Origin of the sequence: Micromonospora palomenae (assembly GCF_007829925.1) — a bacterium.
Taxonomy (GTDB): domain Bacteria; phylum Actinomycetota; class Actinomycetes; order Mycobacteriales; family Micromonosporaceae; genus Micromonospora; species Micromonospora purpureochromogenes.
Window position 1 is genome coordinate 1,148,850 of record NZ_VIXA01000002.1, and the last position, 16,267, is coordinate 1,165,116.

The 16,267-nt window shown below is 74.4% G+C and carries 15 protein-coding genes and 1 pseudogene; 6 read left to right on the forward strand and 10 right to left on the reverse strand.

Annotation, left to right across the window (positions count from 1 at the left end):
• Nucleotides 1–17: 17 nt before the first annotated feature.
• From FHX75_RS16475 to FHX75_RS16485, 3 genes are all read right to left on the reverse strand, one after another.
• On the reverse strand, nt 18–263 hold the full coding sequence (locus FHX75_RS16475; RefSeq protein ID WP_246158125.1) for a hypothetical protein: 246 nt from the start codon (nt 261–263) through the stop codon (nt 18–20).
• 115 nt (nt 264–378) lie between these two features.
• Nucleotides 379–1,548 carry a TolB-like translocation protein gene (locus tag FHX75_RS31255; RefSeq protein WP_211364482.1) on the reverse strand — a complete coding sequence of 390 codons (1,170 nt, stop codon included), beginning with the start codon at nt 1,546–1,548 and terminating at the stop codon, nt 379–381.
• Complete coding sequence (locus tag FHX75_RS16485; protein ID WP_154940952.1) at nt 1,545–2,075, reverse strand: SigE family RNA polymerase sigma factor; 531 nt, start codon at nt 2,073–2,075, stop codon at nt 1,545–1,547. Before FHX75_RS16485 ends, FHX75_RS31255 begins: the two co-directional genes overlap by 4 nt.
• A 134-nt stretch (nt 2,076–2,209) precedes the next feature.
• On the opposite strand from FHX75_RS16485, the pseudogene FHX75_RS16490 reads away from it, so the two are divergent.
• Nucleotides 2,210–2,452 (forward strand): annotated as a pseudogene (locus FHX75_RS16490) (proline--tRNA ligase); the annotation flags it as partial.
• A gap of 157 nt (nt 2,453–2,609) precedes the next feature.
• On the opposite strand, the gene FHX75_RS16495 reads toward FHX75_RS16490, so the two are convergent.
• Nucleotides 2,610–3,230, reverse strand: coding sequence for a dihydrofolate reductase family protein (locus tag FHX75_RS16495; RefSeq protein WP_154940954.1), 621 nt, complete (start codon nt 3,228–3,230; stop codon nt 2,610–2,612).
• Between the two features lie 513 nt (nt 3,231–3,743).
• Between FHX75_RS16495 and FHX75_RS16505 the strand changes: the two genes are divergently transcribed.
• The 4 genes from FHX75_RS16505 to FHX75_RS16520 all read left to right on the forward strand — a co-directional run bounded on the left by FHX75_RS16505 (nt 3,744) and on the right by FHX75_RS16520 (nt 7,203).
• Complete coding sequence (locus tag FHX75_RS16505; protein ID WP_154940956.1) at nt 3,744–5,513, forward strand: proline--tRNA ligase; 1,770 nt, start codon at nt 3,744–3,746, stop codon at nt 5,511–5,513.
• Between the two features lie 56 nt (nt 5,514–5,569).
• The gene (locus FHX75_RS16510) at nt 5,570–5,989 is read left to right on the forward strand and encodes a CBS domain-containing protein (RefSeq protein WP_154940958.1); all 420 of its coding nucleotides are present in this window, start codon (nt 5,570–5,572) and stop codon (nt 5,987–5,989) included.
• Between the two features lie 135 nt (nt 5,990–6,124).
• Nucleotides 6,125–6,550 (forward strand): SufE family protein, encoded by a 426-nt coding sequence (locus tag FHX75_RS16515; protein ID WP_154940960.1) that lies wholly within the window; start codon nt 6,125–6,127, stop codon nt 6,548–6,550.
• Between the two features lie 20 nt (nt 6,551–6,570).
• On the forward strand, nt 6,571–7,203 hold the full coding sequence (locus FHX75_RS16520) for a DsbA family oxidoreductase (protein WP_154940962.1): 633 nt from the start codon (nt 6,571–6,573) through the stop codon (nt 7,201–7,203).
• An 80-nt stretch (nt 7,204–7,283) separates the two neighbouring features.
• Here FHX75_RS16520 and FHX75_RS16525 read toward each other — a convergent pair whose 3' ends face one another.
• The 6 genes from FHX75_RS16525 to FHX75_RS16550 form a co-directional block, all read right to left on the reverse strand.
• Nucleotides 7,284–7,832: a YbaK/EbsC family protein gene (locus FHX75_RS16525; RefSeq protein WP_154941997.1), complete on the reverse strand. Its 549-nt coding sequence runs from the start codon at nt 7,830–7,832 to the stop codon at nt 7,284–7,286.
• 162 nt (nt 7,833–7,994) lie between these two features.
• Nucleotides 7,995–8,189 carry a hypothetical protein gene (locus tag FHX75_RS16530; RefSeq protein ID WP_154940964.1) on the reverse strand — a complete coding sequence of 65 codons (195 nt, stop codon included), beginning with the start codon at nt 8,187–8,189 and terminating at the stop codon, nt 7,995–7,997.
• Between the two features lie 37 nt (nt 8,190–8,226).
• A complete protein-coding gene (locus FHX75_RS16535; RefSeq protein ID WP_154940966.1) occupies nt 8,227–9,009 on the reverse strand; it encodes an SDR family oxidoreductase in 783 nt (260 codons plus the stop codon).
• A 52-nt stretch (nt 9,010–9,061) separates the two neighbouring features.
• Nucleotides 9,062–9,706, reverse strand: coding sequence for a GAP family protein (locus tag FHX75_RS16540; protein ID WP_154940968.1), 645 nt, complete (start codon nt 9,704–9,706; stop codon nt 9,062–9,064).
• A gap of 80 nt (nt 9,707–9,786) precedes the next feature.
• A complete protein-coding gene (locus tag FHX75_RS16545; RefSeq protein WP_246158127.1) occupies nt 9,787–11,163 on the reverse strand; it encodes an MFS transporter in 1,377 nt (458 codons plus the stop codon).
• 89 nt (nt 11,164–11,252) lie between these two features.
• Entirely contained in the window at nt 11,253–11,513 is a 261-nt protein-coding gene (locus FHX75_RS16550; protein ID WP_154940970.1) for a hypothetical protein, read from the reverse strand.
• A gap of 221 nt (nt 11,514–11,734) precedes the next feature.
• On the opposite strand from FHX75_RS16550, the gene FHX75_RS16555 reads away from it, so the two are divergent.
• The gene (locus tag FHX75_RS16555) at nt 11,735–16,240 is read left to right on the forward strand and encodes a cation-translocating P-type ATPase (RefSeq protein ID WP_154940972.1); all 4,506 of its coding nucleotides are present in this window, start codon (nt 11,735–11,737) and stop codon (nt 16,238–16,240) included.
• Nucleotides 16,241–16,267: the final 27 nt, after the last annotated feature.

Sequence of the window (16,267 nt, forward strand, 5' to 3'; positions counted from 1 at the left end):
CGGTCGGGGCCGTCCACCTACTGGCCGAACGTGAACCGCAGGTTCGCGTTGATGAGCTGGTTGAGTCGCTTACGCATGTGCCCCAGCAGCGCCGGCTCCGGCGTCGGCTCGGCCAGAAAGAGGGTCCAGCGCAGGTCAGTCCCGCCTCCGCCGTCGGGCGGGAGATCGAACCGTACCCTCGCGTCCGGCCGTTTCCGCCAGATCGAGGACCAGACGACGAGGTGCGGAGCTTCGGTGCTCAGCAACTGCGGTCGAGTGGTCATCTCCAGGTCGCCGAAGTGGCGGCGTCGACCACGCCGGGATACCGCCATACCGGCGAAACGGCGAGCAGGCGGGCCGCCCCCCGGAGGACGGCCCGCCCCTGTCGTACCCGATGGGTCAGTCGACGGCGGCGATGATCTGCATCGAGGCCAGGCTGCTCGGCTCCGCCTTCTCGGCGACCTTCTTCCCGGCCTTGTCGATCAGGATCAGGGTGTACCGGCTGCCGCTGCGCACCCGGGCCACCAGCGAGCCGTCCGCCTGGAAGTAGGCCTGCCGCAGTTCGCGGCCGCCCAGCGGCAGGTTCACCACATTGCCCGTCCGGGTGTCGAGCACGGCGTTGGCCAGCAGACTGCGCGCCGCGTCGCCGTAGGTGCCGTCGCGGTCGATCCGGAACAGCGCGATCCGCCGCCCGTCCGGGGAGATGCTGGCGACGTCGAAGCAGACGTACCGGCTGCCCTTGCTGCCGAGGCCCGGGATGGTGCGCCGCCCGGCGCCGGTGCGGTCGGTGACGACGACGGTGCCGTTCGACCCGTCGGCGAAGGCCACCGTGCCGTTGGCGGCCCAGACCGGGTGGCAGCCGTCGAAGCCGGCCACCTCGGTGAAGGCGCCCGACGAGACGTCCAGCAAGCCAACCTTGCTGAAGCTTCCGTCCGCCGCGCCCAGTCGCACGGTGAGCTGCCGGGAGTTCGGCGACCAGGTCGGCGACCAGCACATGTTGTCGACCAGGTCGTGGAGCTTGCGCTTGCCGGAGCCGTCGAGGGCGGAGGTCCAGAGCGCGCCGCCGTCCTCGACCCAGGCCACCCTGCGGCCGTCCGGCGAGACGGCGGCATTGAGCTCCGCCGGGCCGGCCGGCAGGGCGAGCCGTCGGACGGGGGTGCCACCCGGCGTCCACGAGTAGAGGTTGGCGGTGGCGGCCTCGCCCGTGTTGACCGGGCCGTAGTGGAGCCGCCCGAAGCTGGCGCTGCTGGCGGGCTGGCTGCTGGTCGACGTGGCCGGCGGGGCGATCGACGGGCTGCCGGAGGGCGACGGGGTCGGGGACGCGGTGGGCGACGGGCTGGCGGTGACCGACGGCGTGGTGCCGGGGACCGGGTCGGCGCCCCGGTTCGGCAGGAACGCGAACGCGGTTCCGGTGGCCGCGCCGAACAGCACCACCGCTGCGGCCGAGGTGGCGATCGCGCGCTGGATGCCGATCCGGCGGGACGTCCGCAGGGCGCGGTCCCGCAGGTCGACCGGGGTGACCTCCTCGGCCAGATCGGCGAGGTCGAGCCGGAGACGCTGGTCGTTCATCGGGCGCTTCCTTCCAGGACGTACAGCTCGGCGAGCTCGGGCGCGACGGTGCGCAACTTGGCCAGCGCCTTGGAGGTCTGGCTCTTGACGGTGCCGACGGTGACGCCGAGCATCTCGGCGGCCTCGGCCTCGGTGCGGTCCTCGAAGAAGCGCAGGACCAGCACGGCCCGCTGCTTCGGGGAGAGCTTGGCCAGGGCGGCCCGCAGGGTCAGCCGCAGGGTGGTCTGGTGGGCGTGGTCGGGGCCCGAGTCGCCTCCGCGTGGTTCGGGCAGCTCGCCCGTCACCGACTCGGGCACCCGCCGGCGTCGCCACCAGGAGACCTGCAGGTGATACATGATCTTGCGGGTGTACGCCTCGGCGTTGCCGCTGTCGTGCAGCCGGCCCCACGATCGGTGGGTACGGGCCAGTGCCGACTGGACGAGGTCCTCGGCGAGGTGCTGGTCGCCGGTCAGCAGGTAAGCCGAGCGCAGCAGCGCCGGCGTCCGGGTACGGACGAACGAGTCGAACTCACTCAGGAGAGGGTCCACACGAGCCGATCCTTGGGGTAGTCGTTGATGCCTTTCCAGACGCCACCCCGGGATCGCCGGGTTGCCGTCCGGGCGACCGATGTCCGCGACAAGTTTCGGCACCGACCCGCGTAATGGCGTCGTCGGCCCCCCTCGCGCCGGGCGGCTACACCTGGCTGCCGCTGGGCAAGCTCGTCCTGGATCGGGTCACCGAGATCGTCCGGTCGGAGATGACCGCCATCGGCGACCAGGAGGTGCACTTCCCGGCGCTGCTGCCGGCCGAGCCCTACCGGACCAGCGGCCGGTGGACGGAGTACGGCGACGACATCTTCACCCTGGCCGACCGCAGGGGCGCCGAGCACCTGCTCGCCCCGACGCACGAGGAGATGGCCACCCTGCCGTAGCTGCCGTCCGCCGCGCCCAGCCGCGGCCGTCCGGCGAGACGGCGGGGTTGTCCCGCGCCGGGCCGGCCGGCAGGGCGAGCCGTTGGACCGCGGTCACCCGGCGTCCGAGGCCGGCGGTCCGCACTGATTCCGCAGGCGACGAGCCGCCGCGTCACGCCGACGGGCGGGAGACGTCGTAGAGCAGGTGCGTCACACGGTCGCCCTGGACGACGCGGGCGGGGTTGTCGAGGGGGACGATGTCGCCGGCGCCCATCGCGCCGAAGAACGGGCGACCCGATCCGAACACGACGGGAACGATGTTCATCACGACCTGGTCGACGAGCCCGAGTCGCAGCGCCTGACCTCCGATCTGCCCGGCGGCGAGGTCGACGATCCGGTCGTCGCCCGCGAATGCCCGCGCCCGCTCGATCGCCGACTCGACCCCGTCGGTGACGAATGTGAACGGGGCGGTCCCCGCATACTTCCAGTCCGTCGGCGGCTTGTGCGTCACGACGAAGACGTGCTCACCGGCGGCCGGCACCCCGTCCCACCCGTCCGTGAGGTCGAACAGCCGGCGGCCGATCACCACGCAGCCGATGCGCGGGTAGACGGCTCTGACGAACTCTATGGAGGCACGCGTGCTGTGCATCGAATACTCCTCCGGTTCGCCGCTCCAGGTCCACTCGACGTCGCCGTTTCCCGCCCAGTCGAACAGCGGGCCGACCTCGTCGCTCTCGTTGGCGATGAACCCGTCGATCGAGACGGCGGCGCAGCCCATGATCACCTTGCCCATTGGATCTCCTCGCGTCGTGATGTGCTGATTCTGAGGTGGATGCCGGTGCGGGCGCTTGTAAGAAATCAATCGGCCGGCAGCGGCCCGGCGTCGACGCTGAGCACGACCTTCACTTCAGTCGCGAGTACGGCGGGGTGCCCTCGAGGTAGTAGAGGTCGTCGACCAGCTGGTCCAGCGGCGGTTGCGGAACCCGGGAGACGTACTTCACAGGGGACAGTATCCCCGCCGGCAGCCGTCGCCGGTCCCACCCGACGCCTCTGATGCACAACCCGAATCAGCACAGTGGGCCCCTGAGCTGCGACACGCGGTTCGCACACCGCCACGTCCGGTCCACCGCGTGGTCGGGGCCCGAGTCGCCTCCGCGTGGTTCGGGCCAGTGCCGATGATGCATTTCCAGACGCCACCCCGCGTTCGCCGGGTTGCCGTGCGGGCAGCCGATGTGCGCGACAAGTTTCGACACCAACCCGCGTAATGGCGTCGCCGGCCCCGCCGCGCCGGTCGTACGCTGCGCGAATGCTGCTACGTACGTCGACCCTGTTGCTGCGGACCCTGCGCGAGGATCCGGCGGACGCGGAGGTGCCGAGCCACCGGCTCCTGCTGCGCGCCGGTTACATCCGTCGCGCCGCGCCGGGGGGCTACACCTGGCTGCCGCTGGGCAAGCTCGTGCTCGACCGGGTCACCGAGATCGTCCGGTCGGAGATGACCGCCGTCGGCGACCAGGAGGTGCACTTCCCGGCGCTGCTGCCGGCCGAGCCCTACCGGACCAGCGGCCGGTGGACGGAGTACGGCGACGACATCTTCACCCTGGCCGACCGCAAGGGCGCCGAGCACCTGCTCGCCCCGACGCACGAGGAGATGGCCACGCTGCTGGTGAAGGACCTCTTCACCTCGTACCGGGACTTCCCGGTGACGCTGTTCCAGATCCAGACGAAGTTCCGCGACGAGGCCCGGCCCCGGGCCGGCCTGCTGCGCGGGCGCGAGTTCCTGATGAAGGACGCCTACTCGTTCGACCTCGACGAGGCCGGCCTGCGGGAGTCGTACGAGCGGCACCGGGCGGCGTACCGGCGGGTCTTCGACCGGCTGGGGCTCGACTACACGGTGGTGCACGCGATGTCCGGGGCGATGGGCGGCTCGGCGTCGGAGGAGTTCCTGGCCGCGACGCCGGTCGGTGAGGACACCTTCGTCGGTTGCACGGAGTGCGACTACGCGGCGAACACCGAGGCGGTGACCACCCCCGCCCCGGCCGCGACCGACCCGGACGCGCAGCGGGCCAGCGAGGTGCACGACACCCCGGAGACGCCCACCATCGCCTCGCTGGTCGAGTTGGCGAACACTCGCCGGCTGGCCGACCGGGACGACTGGACCGCCGCCGACACGCTGAAGAACGTCGTGCTGAGCGTGCGCCGGCCGGGCGCGGAGTCGTCGGAGCTGCTGGTCATCGGGCTGCCCGGCGATCGGGAGGTGGACCTGAAGCGGGTCGAGGCGGGCCTCGCCCCGGCCACCGTGGCCGTCTTCGACGACTGGGCCGCCCATCCCGAGCTGGTCCGCGGCTACATCGGACCGCAGATCATGGCGAAGCTCGGCGTCCGCTACCTGGTCGACCCGCGGGTGGTCACCGGCACCGCCTGGCTGACCGGCGCCAACGAGCCGGGCCGGCACGCCACCAACGTGGTCGCCGGCCGCGACTTCACCCCGGACGGCACCATCGAGGCGGCCGAGGTGCGCCCCGGCGACCCCTGCCCGGCTTGCGGCACCGGTGCGCTGACCATGCGTCGGGGCATCGAAATCGGGCACATCTTCCAGCTCGGCCGCCGCTACACCGACGCCTTCGCGCTCGACGTGCTGGGCTCGGCCGGCAAGCCGGTCCGGCCGACCATGGGCTGCTACGGCATCGGGGTCTCCCGGGCGGTGGCCGCGATCGCCGAACAGCACCACGACGAGCGGGGACTGGTCTGGCCGGCGGCGATCGCGCCGGTCGACGTACACCTGATCGCCGCCGGCAAGGGGCCGCAGCTCGACGCGGCGCTCGCCCTCGGCGGGCGGCTGTCCGCCGCCGGCCTGCGGGTGCTGGTCGACGACCGGGTGAACGTCTCCGCCGGGGTGAAGTTCACCGACGCGGAGCTGATCGGCATCCCGCGCGCCGTCGTGGTCGGCCGCCGTCTCGCCGACGGGTACGTCGAGCTGCGTGACCGAGCCGGTGGCGAGCGGGCGGAGCTGCCGATGGACGGGCTGGTCGAGCGGCTGGTCGACGAGGTGGACCGCGCACTCGGCAACCGGGTGTAGCGGGCGCGCCACGGGGTACCGCTGCGGGATCGACCAAGGGTGTTTCGGAGGCTCTCATGTACCGGGTCAGTGACGTGATGACGAAGCAGGTGGTCTACCTGTCGGCGGAGACCACCCTGGACGAGGCGGCCAGGGTGATGAAGGAGGCGGACATCGGCGACGTGGTGGTCACCGACGGCGCCACCCTCGCCGGCGTGCTGACCGACCGCGACATCGTGGTACGGGCGGTGGCCGAGCGCAGCGACCCGTCGACCACCACCATCGGTTCGATCACCACCCGGGAGGTGGTGATGATCGAGCAGCACTCCACCGCCTCGGAGGCGGCGTCGCTGATGCGCGAGCGCAACATCCGGCGGGTGCTGGTCTGCGACAACGAGCGCAAGCTGGTGGGCATCGTCTCCCTGGGCGACCTGGCCATGCAGCTCGACCCGACCTCGGCGCTGGCCGACATCAGCGAGGCGGCGCCGAACGCCTGATCCCGTCGTCCCGGTGCCCCTCGCTCTCGTGGGCGTGGCGGTACCGGGTCGACGGAGCCCGGCGGCGACCTTCGTCACCGGAAGCCGGTCCGCCGACCGCCGAGCGTCCCGGGCGGGCGGCGGTAGCCTGGCGGGATGCCCGAGATGCCGACGAAGCTGGCCGAGATCGTCGAGGAGTTCGCCGCCGCACCCCGCGACGTGGTGCTGGAGATGCTGCTCGAATACGCCGACGTCATCCCGCCCCTGCCGCCAGGCGTGGACCGGGAGGGCATGGAGCAGGTGCCCGAGTGCCAGACCTCGTTCTTCCTCCGCGCCGAGGTCAACCCGGACCGGACGGTGAGCACGATCTTCGACTGCCCGCCGGAGGCGCCGACCACCCGCGCCTTCGCCGGCATCCTCGCCGAGGGCCTGGACGGGGCGAGCGCGGAGCAGGTGCTCGCCGTGCCGGACGACCTCTACCAGCGGATGGGGTTGGCCCAGGCGATCAGCCCGCTGCGGGTGCGCGGCGGCACCGCCATCCTGGCCCGGCTCAAGCGCCAGGTCCGGGAACAAGCGGGCTGAGCTGGGTGTTCACTGGCGTTATGGAGATCGAGATCTACGCCGACGTGGTCTGCCCCTGGTGCTGGATCGGCAAGCGCCGGCTGGAGCAGGCGTTGGCGTCGTACGGCGGGGACGTGACCGTCCGCTACCGCCCCTTCCAGCTCGACCCCACGCCGGTGACCGAGCCCAGGCCGCTGGTCGAGGCGATGGCCGCGAAGTTCGGTGGCCGGGAGCGGGCGGAGGCGATGTTCGCCCAGGTCACCCAGGTCGCGGCCGGGGTGGGGCTGGACATGCGCTTCGACCGCGCGGTGCAGGCCAACACCTTCGAGGCGCACCGGCTGATCCGGTACGCCACCGAGCGCGGTCTGGCCGAGGAGACGGTCGAGGCCCTCTACGCGGCGCACTTCACCGACGGGGTGGACCTCGGCTCGCGGGACGCGTTGGTCGAGCTGGCCGGCAAGGTCGGCCTGGACGAGACCGAGGTCCGCGACCACCTCGACTCCCCGGTCGGGCGCCGCGAGGTGGCCGCCGACCTGACCGCCGCCCAGCAGCTCGGGGTGAGCAGCGTGCCCACCTTCGTGCTGGCCGGCAAGTACGCGGTCACCGGCGCCCAGGAGCCGGAGACGCTGCTGGCGGCGTTGTCCGAGGTGGAGCGCCGCGAGTCGGGCACCTGACCGGACATCGACCCCTGTGATGTTTCACGTGCAACCACATCGACGGACGTCGCCTCACCCTTGAGCCCGAGGCGGCGGAGCTAGGCCGGGCGGGCCAGTCCTTCGACCACCCGCGCGCCGGGCAGCACGCCGAGCGCCGGGCCGGGCAGCGCGATCTTGCTGTGCCGGACACCGGATCCGATGATCACGTGCGGGGTGGCGATCACCCGGGAGTCGACCAGGATCGGCCAGCTCTCCGGCAGGCCGATCGGGGTGATCCCGCCGTACTCCATGCCGGTCAGCTCGACCGCGTCGGTCATCGGGGCGAAGCTCGCCTTGCGCACGTCGAGCGCCCGCCGGACCACCCCGTTGACGTCCGCCCGGGTGGTGGCGAGCACGACGCAGGCGGCGTAGCGGATCTCCCCCTCGCGCTTGCCGGCGACGACGACGCAGTTCGCCGACACCTCCAGCCCCACCTCGTACGCCGCGCAGAAGGCGGCCGTGTCGGCGAGCGTCGCGTCGATCGGGGCGACCAGCACGTCGTCGACGTCCACCGGAGCCTCGACCGGCCACTGCGCCAACGCGGCGGCGACCGGCGACGCCAGCAGGTCGAGTCGGGTGCGGGCAGGTTCGGTCTTCAACGTCCCCATCACGGTTGCGATCCTCGCACCCGCCGCACCGATCCGCCCGTCGGCACCCGCCCGGCCGGCGGGGTTGATCGACCCCGTTTGCGGCGTGTCGCGGTGTCCCACGCTGCCGAAGCCGCGACACGCCGCAAACGGGGTGGATCACGCCGGCCCGGAACGGCCGGCTCAGCTACCGCTGAGGAAGGCGTTCTCGCGCATGAAGGCGCGGTCGTCGGCGGAGGCCGACTGGGCGACCCGCAGCACCTGCGGCCGGCGGGCCTCCAGGTCCTCCATGCCGTGCCGGACGGCGAGCCGGATCACGCCGTAGAGGAAGACGAACCCGAAGACGTAGAGGATGACGGTGGCGATGACGGTGAACATGGCGCCACGGTAAGGCGAACGTGAACGGGATGAGGTTTCATCTCCGGCCGGTTCCCCCGTACGTGTCAGCCAGGTGGTCCGCCCAGGTCCGCCGGCCCGTCGGGGTGGCGGTGGTGGTCAGCCCGCCCGCGCGCAGCGCGCTGCCCAGCCGGCCGGGAATCCGCACCGGCAGCAACGGCCGGCGCGAGCCCCGGGCCGCCCGCCAGGCGCGCACCGCCTCGTCGAAGCGGAGCACCTGTGGACCGCCGTACTCCTCGATGCCGCCCAGCGGGCCGGCGGTGAGCCGTTCGCTGAGCCGGCCGGCGACCTCGTGCTGGTCGACGGGCTGGGCGAGCACCGCCGGGTCGCCGATCACCGGGCCGAGCCGGCTCGCCGTGCGCAGCAGCGCGTCGAGGAACGGCGGGAACTGGGTGGCCCGCAGCACCGTCCAGGGCACCGGACCGGCGGCCACCACCCGCTCGGCCGCCAGCTTGTGCCGGTAGTAGGCGTAGGGCACCCGGTCGACGCCGACGATCGAGACGTACACCAGGTGGGCGACACCGGCCGCCCCGGCGGCGACGGCCAGGTCACGGGTACCCAGCACGTCCACCCGGTGGGTACGCCGGCTGTTCGGCTGCGACGCCAGGTGCAGCACCGCGTCCACGCCGTCCACCGCCTCGGCCAGCCCGACCCCGGTCTCCACGTCGGCGACCACCCACTCCGCCGCCGGGTCGTGCCGGGGCCGCCGGCTCATCGCCCGCACGTCGAACCCGTCCGCCCGCAGCCGGGGCAGCACCGCCCGCCCGAGCGTGCCACCGGCACCGGTGACCAGCACCTTCATCTCGACTCCCTTCGGTCGACAGCTCGACGGGACTGGCGGGCCGATCGTGACGTCACCTGAGCAGGTCGGCCCCGGTCATCAGGATGAAGAAGCCGACGACGATCTCACTGACGATCCAGGAGTGGTGGTCGGCCCAGTCCCGCATTCTCGGCAGCGCGCGCTCGGCCCGCCCACCGAGCAGCAGCAGCGCCAGCAACGGCAGGGCGAGCAGCAGCAGGGTGAGCAGCACGAACGGCACCAGGTGCCACCACGGCAGGTCGTACCGGACGACGTTCGCCCCCACGGTGGCCATGGTGAGATCGTCGACGGGCATCGCCACCATGATCAGCAGGCCGAGCCGGAACGCGGACCAGGGACCGGCGTGCTGCAGCCGGCTCATCCAGGCCGGCTGACCTTTCGAGTGCCGGCGCAGGAACACCACCACGGCCAGCGCCACGAGCAGCGCCAGCACCACCTGGCCGATGGCGGTCCTGATCTCCTCCCGGGGGCCCGCCCCGACGTCCTCGGCGAGCCCGGTCACGCGCCGGGTGACCACCCAGGCGGTCGTCGTGCCGGCGACCACCACGACCGCCGCGCCGGCCAGGAAGCCCAGCGAGGCCTGCCGCGGCCGGTCGCCGGAGGCGAGGAAGACCGCCGCGACCAGCTGCGTGCCGGCCACCATGACCACGGCCAACGGCAGGACGGTCAGGAGGCTCATCGCCTCCCCATCCTCCCGGCCCACCCCGCCGGCCAGGGCCGATTCGCCGCATCACCCGACCGCCGGAGGGGCGCGGCGGGTCAGCGGGGTACGGCGGGCACCACCCGCCCGACGAGCAGCAGTCCGAGCAGGCCGCAGCCCGCCGCGACCGCGAGCATCCCCGCGTAGTCGACGGGACCGGGCGCCGCCCCGGCGGCCAGCACGGTGCCGGTGAGCGCCAGCACCGTTGCGGCGAAGAGCGAGTCGCCCAGTTGCAGCGACGAGCTGTTGCGCCCCTGCTCACCGGGGGCGGACAGGTCCAGGGTGAGCACCGACAGGGACGGGAAGAGCAGGCCCATCCCGGTGCCGGCCACCGCCCAGCCCGCCACCGCGACCGCCACCGGCACGGCCGGGGCGACCGCCAGCGCGACCGTCGCGGTCCCCACCGTGATGCAGGCCAGCCCGGCCCGGGGGAACGTCGCGGAGGAGCGGGGCGCCGGCAGCCGCCCCTGCAACCAGGAGCCGGCCGACCAGGAGATCGCCCCGACGGTGAGCACCAGACCCGCGGCGGTCGGCGTGAAGCCACGCTCGCGGGAGAGCATCAGCGGGATCACCACCTCGGCGCCGGTGAACGCCGCCGAGGCCAGGCCGCGCAGGCCGATCACCGTGGGCAGCCCACGCGCCGCACGCAGGAACCCCGCCGGCAGCAGCCGGGGCGCGCAGCAGGCCAGGCCGACCAGCGCCAGCACCACCAGCGGTACGGCGAGCGGGCCGCGCTGCTGCCCCCCGTGGTGCAGCAGTGCGGCGCTCACCCCCGCCCCGGCCGCCCAGCCGATCCTCGCCAGCGCCCCGGCGGGCACCCGACCGCCGACCGGCGCGGACAGGGTGCGCAGGCCGGAGTGGACCAGCAGCGCCGCCGGAACCGCCACCGCCGGCACCACGAGGAAGACCCAGCGCCACCCCAGGTGCTCCACGATCAGCCCGGCCACCGCCGGCCCGACCAGCGACGGTACGACCCAGGCGGCGGCGAACGCCGCGAACACCCGCCGGCGCAGCTCCTCCGGGTACGCCTGCCCGACCACCACGTACAACGCGACCGAAAGCAGCCCGGAGCCGAAGCCCTGCACGGCCCGGCCGACGACGAGCTGCCCCATCGCGGTGGCGGTGCCGGCCAGCAGCAGCCCGGCCACGAAGAGCCCGACCCCGCTCCACATCGGGACCCGGGGACCCCGGGCGTCGCACCAGATGCCGGAGAGCACCATCGCGAGCACCCCGGCGGCGAACGTGCCGCCGAAGGCCAGCGCGTACAGGGCGAGACCGTCCAGCGCGCGGGCGACCGTGGGCATGGCGGTGCCGACCGCCAGCGCCTCGAACGCCAGCAGGGAGACCAGGGCGACGATGCCCACCGTCATCGCCCGCAGGCGCGGGTCGTACAGGCGGGCGGCCGGGGTGACCGGCGGCGCGGCGGTGGCCGTCACCGGCCCGACCGGGCCCGGCGAGATGTGATCGACATGGGCTCAGCCTGCGACCTCAACCCGGGTTGAGGTCAACCGTGAGCCCGGTCTCGTCAGGCCGACTGAAGCGCCTCGCCGAACCCCTTGGCGAGGCCGGACATGTGCTGGTCGGCGAGGACGTGACCGGCGGTTATCACCAGCGCCAGTGGCCACTCGATCACCTGCAGCGCGGCCAGTACCCCCAGCCCCGCGTAGTAGGCGAGCTTGTCCGGCGGCGGCACCGCCATCTCGCCCATCATCGGGACCTCCACCCGGCGGGTGTACGCGCGGACCATCTCCTGACCACCGCTGAGGTGTCGCGTGATGGTGCTCATTGCGGCCTCCCCCTGATCCGACTCCTCCGACGTCCACCCGGATTCCACGTCCACCCCGCCTCCATGCGCCCCGACCGGCGCAAACTTCCCTCCTCGCGACGGCATAACCGGCCGCTCGCCGGGAAGCCAGGCCGCCTGACGAGCGCGGGAGGCGAGATGGCGTACGGCAGCAGCGGCGGGCACGGCGGGGAGCGGGGCCGGCGGCTCGGCCGTACCGCTCGATGACGGCGCTGGGCCGGGTCGCCGACCGCGTACTGCCACCGGTGCCACCGCTGGTCGCCGACGCGTCCCGTACCGTCGGCTCGGCCGCGTCGCGGCTGGTCCGCGCGGTCGGGCTGACCCGGCGCCGGGTCTGGTCCCGGGGCGGACGGCACCACATCGAGGTGCACGGCGTCTGCCAGGACGGCGGCGACCGGCTGGCCCGGCAGGTCGAGACGGCGCTGGAACGGATTCCCGGGGTCACCTGGGCCCGGGTCAACGCGCCGTCCGGCCGGGTGGTGGTGGCCGTCGAGGAGCCGAAGCCCCGGCTGCGCGACCTGATCGCCACGGTGGCCCGCACCGAACGGGTCTGCCCGTACGAGCCGGATCCGGAGATCGCGCCCCCGCACCCGGCCGAGGAGGGGCCGCGGACGCCCCGGACGCTCGGCGCGCTCGCCTCCGACGCATTCGGCCTGACCATCTCGGCAGCCACCCGGATCCTGCCCTTCACCCCGGTCCCCGGCGAGGTGGCCGGCCTGCTGGGCGCGATCGACCTGCACCCGAAGCTGCACGCGCTGGCCGACCGGGGGCTGCGCGCCGACCCCCGCGCCGAGGTGCTGTTCCCGCTGGCCGAGGCGGTCGTCCAGGGGCTCACCGGCGGCTGGACCGGCATCGCCCTGGACAGCGTGCAGCGGATCGTGCAGTGGGGTGAGGCGCGGGCGCAGCTCTCCGCCTGGAACAAAGCCGAACCGCGGCTGACCGGCGACCCGGAGCGGGCCGTCGCCCGCTCGCCCGCCACCGAGCGGGGCCGGCCGAAGGCCGACGGCCCGGTCGAGCGGTACATCAGCTGGGCGCTGGCCGCCGGCGCGGCGGCCGGGGCCGCCGCGGTGCCGGTCGTCGGCCGCAAGCGCGCCGCCGCGCTCGCCCTGTCCTCGCTGCCGAAGGCCCCGGGCAGCGGCCGCGAAGGGTACGCCGCACAGCTCGGCCGGATGCTGGCCCAGCGCGGCGTGATCGCGATGGACCGCAGCGTGCTGCGCGAACTGGACCGGATCGACACGGTGGTGCTGGACGCGGCCGTGCTGGGTTCGGCCCGGGGTGTGCTCGCCGACCTGGCCCCGCTGGGCGGTGCGGCGACCGGGGAGGTGGCCGCCCGCGCGTTCGCGCTCTTCGACCCGGCCGACCCGGACGCCTCGCGGGAGGCGGACGGCTGGCGGCTCGGCCCGCTCGACGGCCTCGACGTCACCGATCCCGGGGACACCCCGGACAGCAGCCGGCTGCGCGAAGGCGGCGGCCAGCTCCTGGGGCTCGCCCACCACGACACCCTCGCCGCCGTCATCCGGGTCGAGCCGGAGCCGGCGCCGGGCGTCGACGCGCTGCCCACCGCCGCCCGGCAGGCCGGCCTACGGCTGGTCGTGGCCGGCGACGACCCCCAGCGGTACGCCTTCGCCGACACCGTCCTGCCCGGCGGTGACCGCCTCGCCGAGTCGGTGCGCACCCTGCAACGCGAGGGCGCGGTGGTGCTGGTGGTGTCCGGTGACCGGGCGGCGCTCGCCGCGTCCGACTGCGGCCTCGGCGTCGCCGACCCGGAGGCGCTGCCGCCGTGGGGCGCCCACCTGCTGGTCGGCACCGACCTGCGGATCCCGGCCCTGGTCATCGAGGCGGCGGGGGTGGCCCACCGGATGACCCGGCAGAACATCCGGCTCGCCATGGCCGGCGCCGGCCTCGGCGCGCTGGGCGCCTTCACCGCCGACCGGCAGGAGCTGCCCGGACGCAGCCTGGCGGCGGTGAACGGAGCGGCCGCGTTGGCCTTCGCCCACGGCGTCTGGCGGGCGCACCGGCTGCCCCACCCGGACGGCGCGCCCACCCCGGCCACCACCGCCTGGCACCTGATGCCGGTGGACACCGTGCTGCGGCAGCTCGACACCACTCCCGGCGGGCTGGCCGAGGCCGAGGCGCGCCGCCGGCACACCGCCGGCACGGGCGCGGGACCCGGCGCGGGCGGCGGCCTGCTACGCGCCTTCGTCGACGAACTGTCCAACCCGCTCACCCCGGTGCTGGTCGCCGGGGCGGTGCTCTCCACCGTGTTCGGCTCGCTGGTCGACGCCGCCCTGGTCGGCGGGGTGGTGGGCGGCTCCGCGCTGATCGGGGCGGTGCACCAGCGCAACACCGAACGGTCCCTGGCCGAGCTGCTGTCCCGTACGGAGGTCACCGCCCGGGTCCTTCGCGACGGGTCCGAGCGGGTGCTCCCCGCCGAGGCGCTGGTGCCCGGCGACGTGGTCACGCTCGGGCCGGGCGACGCGGTGCCGGCCGACTGCCGGGTGCTCACCGCCGACGGGCTGGAGGCGGACGAGTCGTCGCTGACCGGGGAGTCGCTGCCGGTCGGCAAGACCGTCGAACCGGTGGTCGCCGCCGCCGTGGCGGACCGCCACTCGATGCTCTACGAGGGGACGACCGTCGCCGCCGGACACGGCACCGCCGTGGTGGTGGCGACCGGCGCCGAGACCGAGTCCGGCCGCAGCCTCGCGCTGGCCGGGCAGGCGCCGCCGGCCAGCGGGGTGGAGGCCCGGCTCGGCAAGCTGACCAGCGCGGCGCTCCCGCTGGCGGCCGGATCGGCGATCGCGGTCGCCGGGGCGGGGCTGCTGCGGGGCGTACCCCTGGCGGAGACGGCGGCGACCGCCGCGAACCTGGCCGTGGCCTCGGTGCCGGAGGGGCTGCCGTTCCTGGTCAGCGCCGCGCAGCTGGCCGCCGCCCGGCGGCTGGCCGAGCACGGCGCGCTGGTCCGCAACCCGCGCACCATCGAGGCGCTGGGCCGGGTCGACGTGCTCTGCTTCGACAAGACCGGGACCCTCACCGAGGGGAGCCTGCGGCTGGCCGGCGTCGGCGACGACGGCCGGTACGCCCCGGTGGACCGGCTCGACGACGGGCTGCGACCGACCCTCGCCGCCGCGCTGCGGGCCACCCCCGCCGCCGACGACCCGGACGACCTGCCGCAGCACACCGATCGGGCGGTCCGGCACGGCGCCCGCGACGCCGGGGTGGTGGAGCAGGTCGGCGCGGACGGCTGGGCGGCGGTCGGCGGGCTGCCCTTCGAGCCGTCCCGCGGCTACCACGCCACCGTCGGGCGGACCGGTGATCGGCTGCTGCTCAGCGTCAAGGGGGCGCCGGAGACGGTGCTGCCCCGGTGCAGCGCCTGGCGTACCCCGGGTGGCCGGGACGAGCACCTGGACGACGACGGGCGGGCCGGGCTGCACGCGATGCTCGCCGACCGGGCCCGGGCCGGGCACCGCATTCTCGCCGTCGCCGAGTGCCGGGTGGGCGCCGAGACGGTCACCGACGAGCAGGTGACCGACCTGGTCTTCGTCGGCTTCCTCGCCCTCGCCGACGGGGTGCGCGAGAGCGCCGCCCCGGCCGTGCGCCGGATCCGGCAGGCCGGCGTGCACACCATCATGATCACCGGTGACCATCCGGCCACCGCCGAGGCGATCGCCTCGATCATCAGCGACGGCCACGACGCGCAGCGGGTGGTGACCGCCACCGAGCTGGACCAGCTCGACGACGACGCGCTGGGTGAGCGGCTGGCCCGCACCGACGTGGTCGCCCGCTGCACCCCCACCCACAAGGTGCGGATCATCCAGGCGTTGCAGAAGTGCGGCCGTACCGTGGCGATGACCGGCGACGGCGCCAACGACGCGCCGGCGATCCGGCTGGCCGACGTGGGCATCGCCCTCGGCCAGCGGGGCACCCCCGCCGCGCGGGCCGCCGCCGACCTGGTGGTCACCGACGACCGGCTGGAGACCATCATCGCCACCCTGGTCGAGGGGCGGGCGATGTGGTCCTCGGTACGCCACGCGCTGAGCATCCTGGTCGGCGGCAACCTCGGCGAGATCGCGTTCAGCGTGCTGACCGCCGCGGCGACCGGCCGGTCCGCGTTGACCGGGCGGCAGCTGCTCCTGGTCAACCTGCTCACCGACCTGGCGCCGGCGCTGGCCATCGCGGTCCGGCCACCCGGCGCCGACCACGCCGACGGGCTGCTGCGCGAGGGTCCGGACACCTCCCTCGGCGAGACGATGACCCGGGAGATCGGCCTGCGCGCGGCGGCCACCACCCTCGGCGCGACCGCCGGCTGGACGGTCGCCCGGTACACCGGACGGCGCAAACGGGCCGGCACGGTGGCGCTGGTGTCGCTGGTCGGCACCCAGCTCGGGCAGACGGTGCTGGCCGGCGGCACCAGCCCGATGGTGCTCGCCTCCACCGCCGTGTCCCTCGGCGTGCTGGGCGCGGTGGTGCAGACGCCCGGGGTGAGCCAGTTCTTCGGCTGCACCCCGCTCGGGCCGGTCGGGTGGGGCATCGCCGCCGGCTCGGCGCTCGGCGCCACCTTCGCCAACGGCGCGCTGACCCGACTGGTCGAGCGGTTCCCGCCGACCGGCGACGGACCGACCGGGTCGACCGCCGACGAATCGGCCGGGGACGGGCCGGCCGAGGAGAGCCCCGGCGACGGGTCCGCCGCGGAGGAGACGTCCGGTCGGTAGGGCGGCGGCCCGCATGGCCCCGCCCGT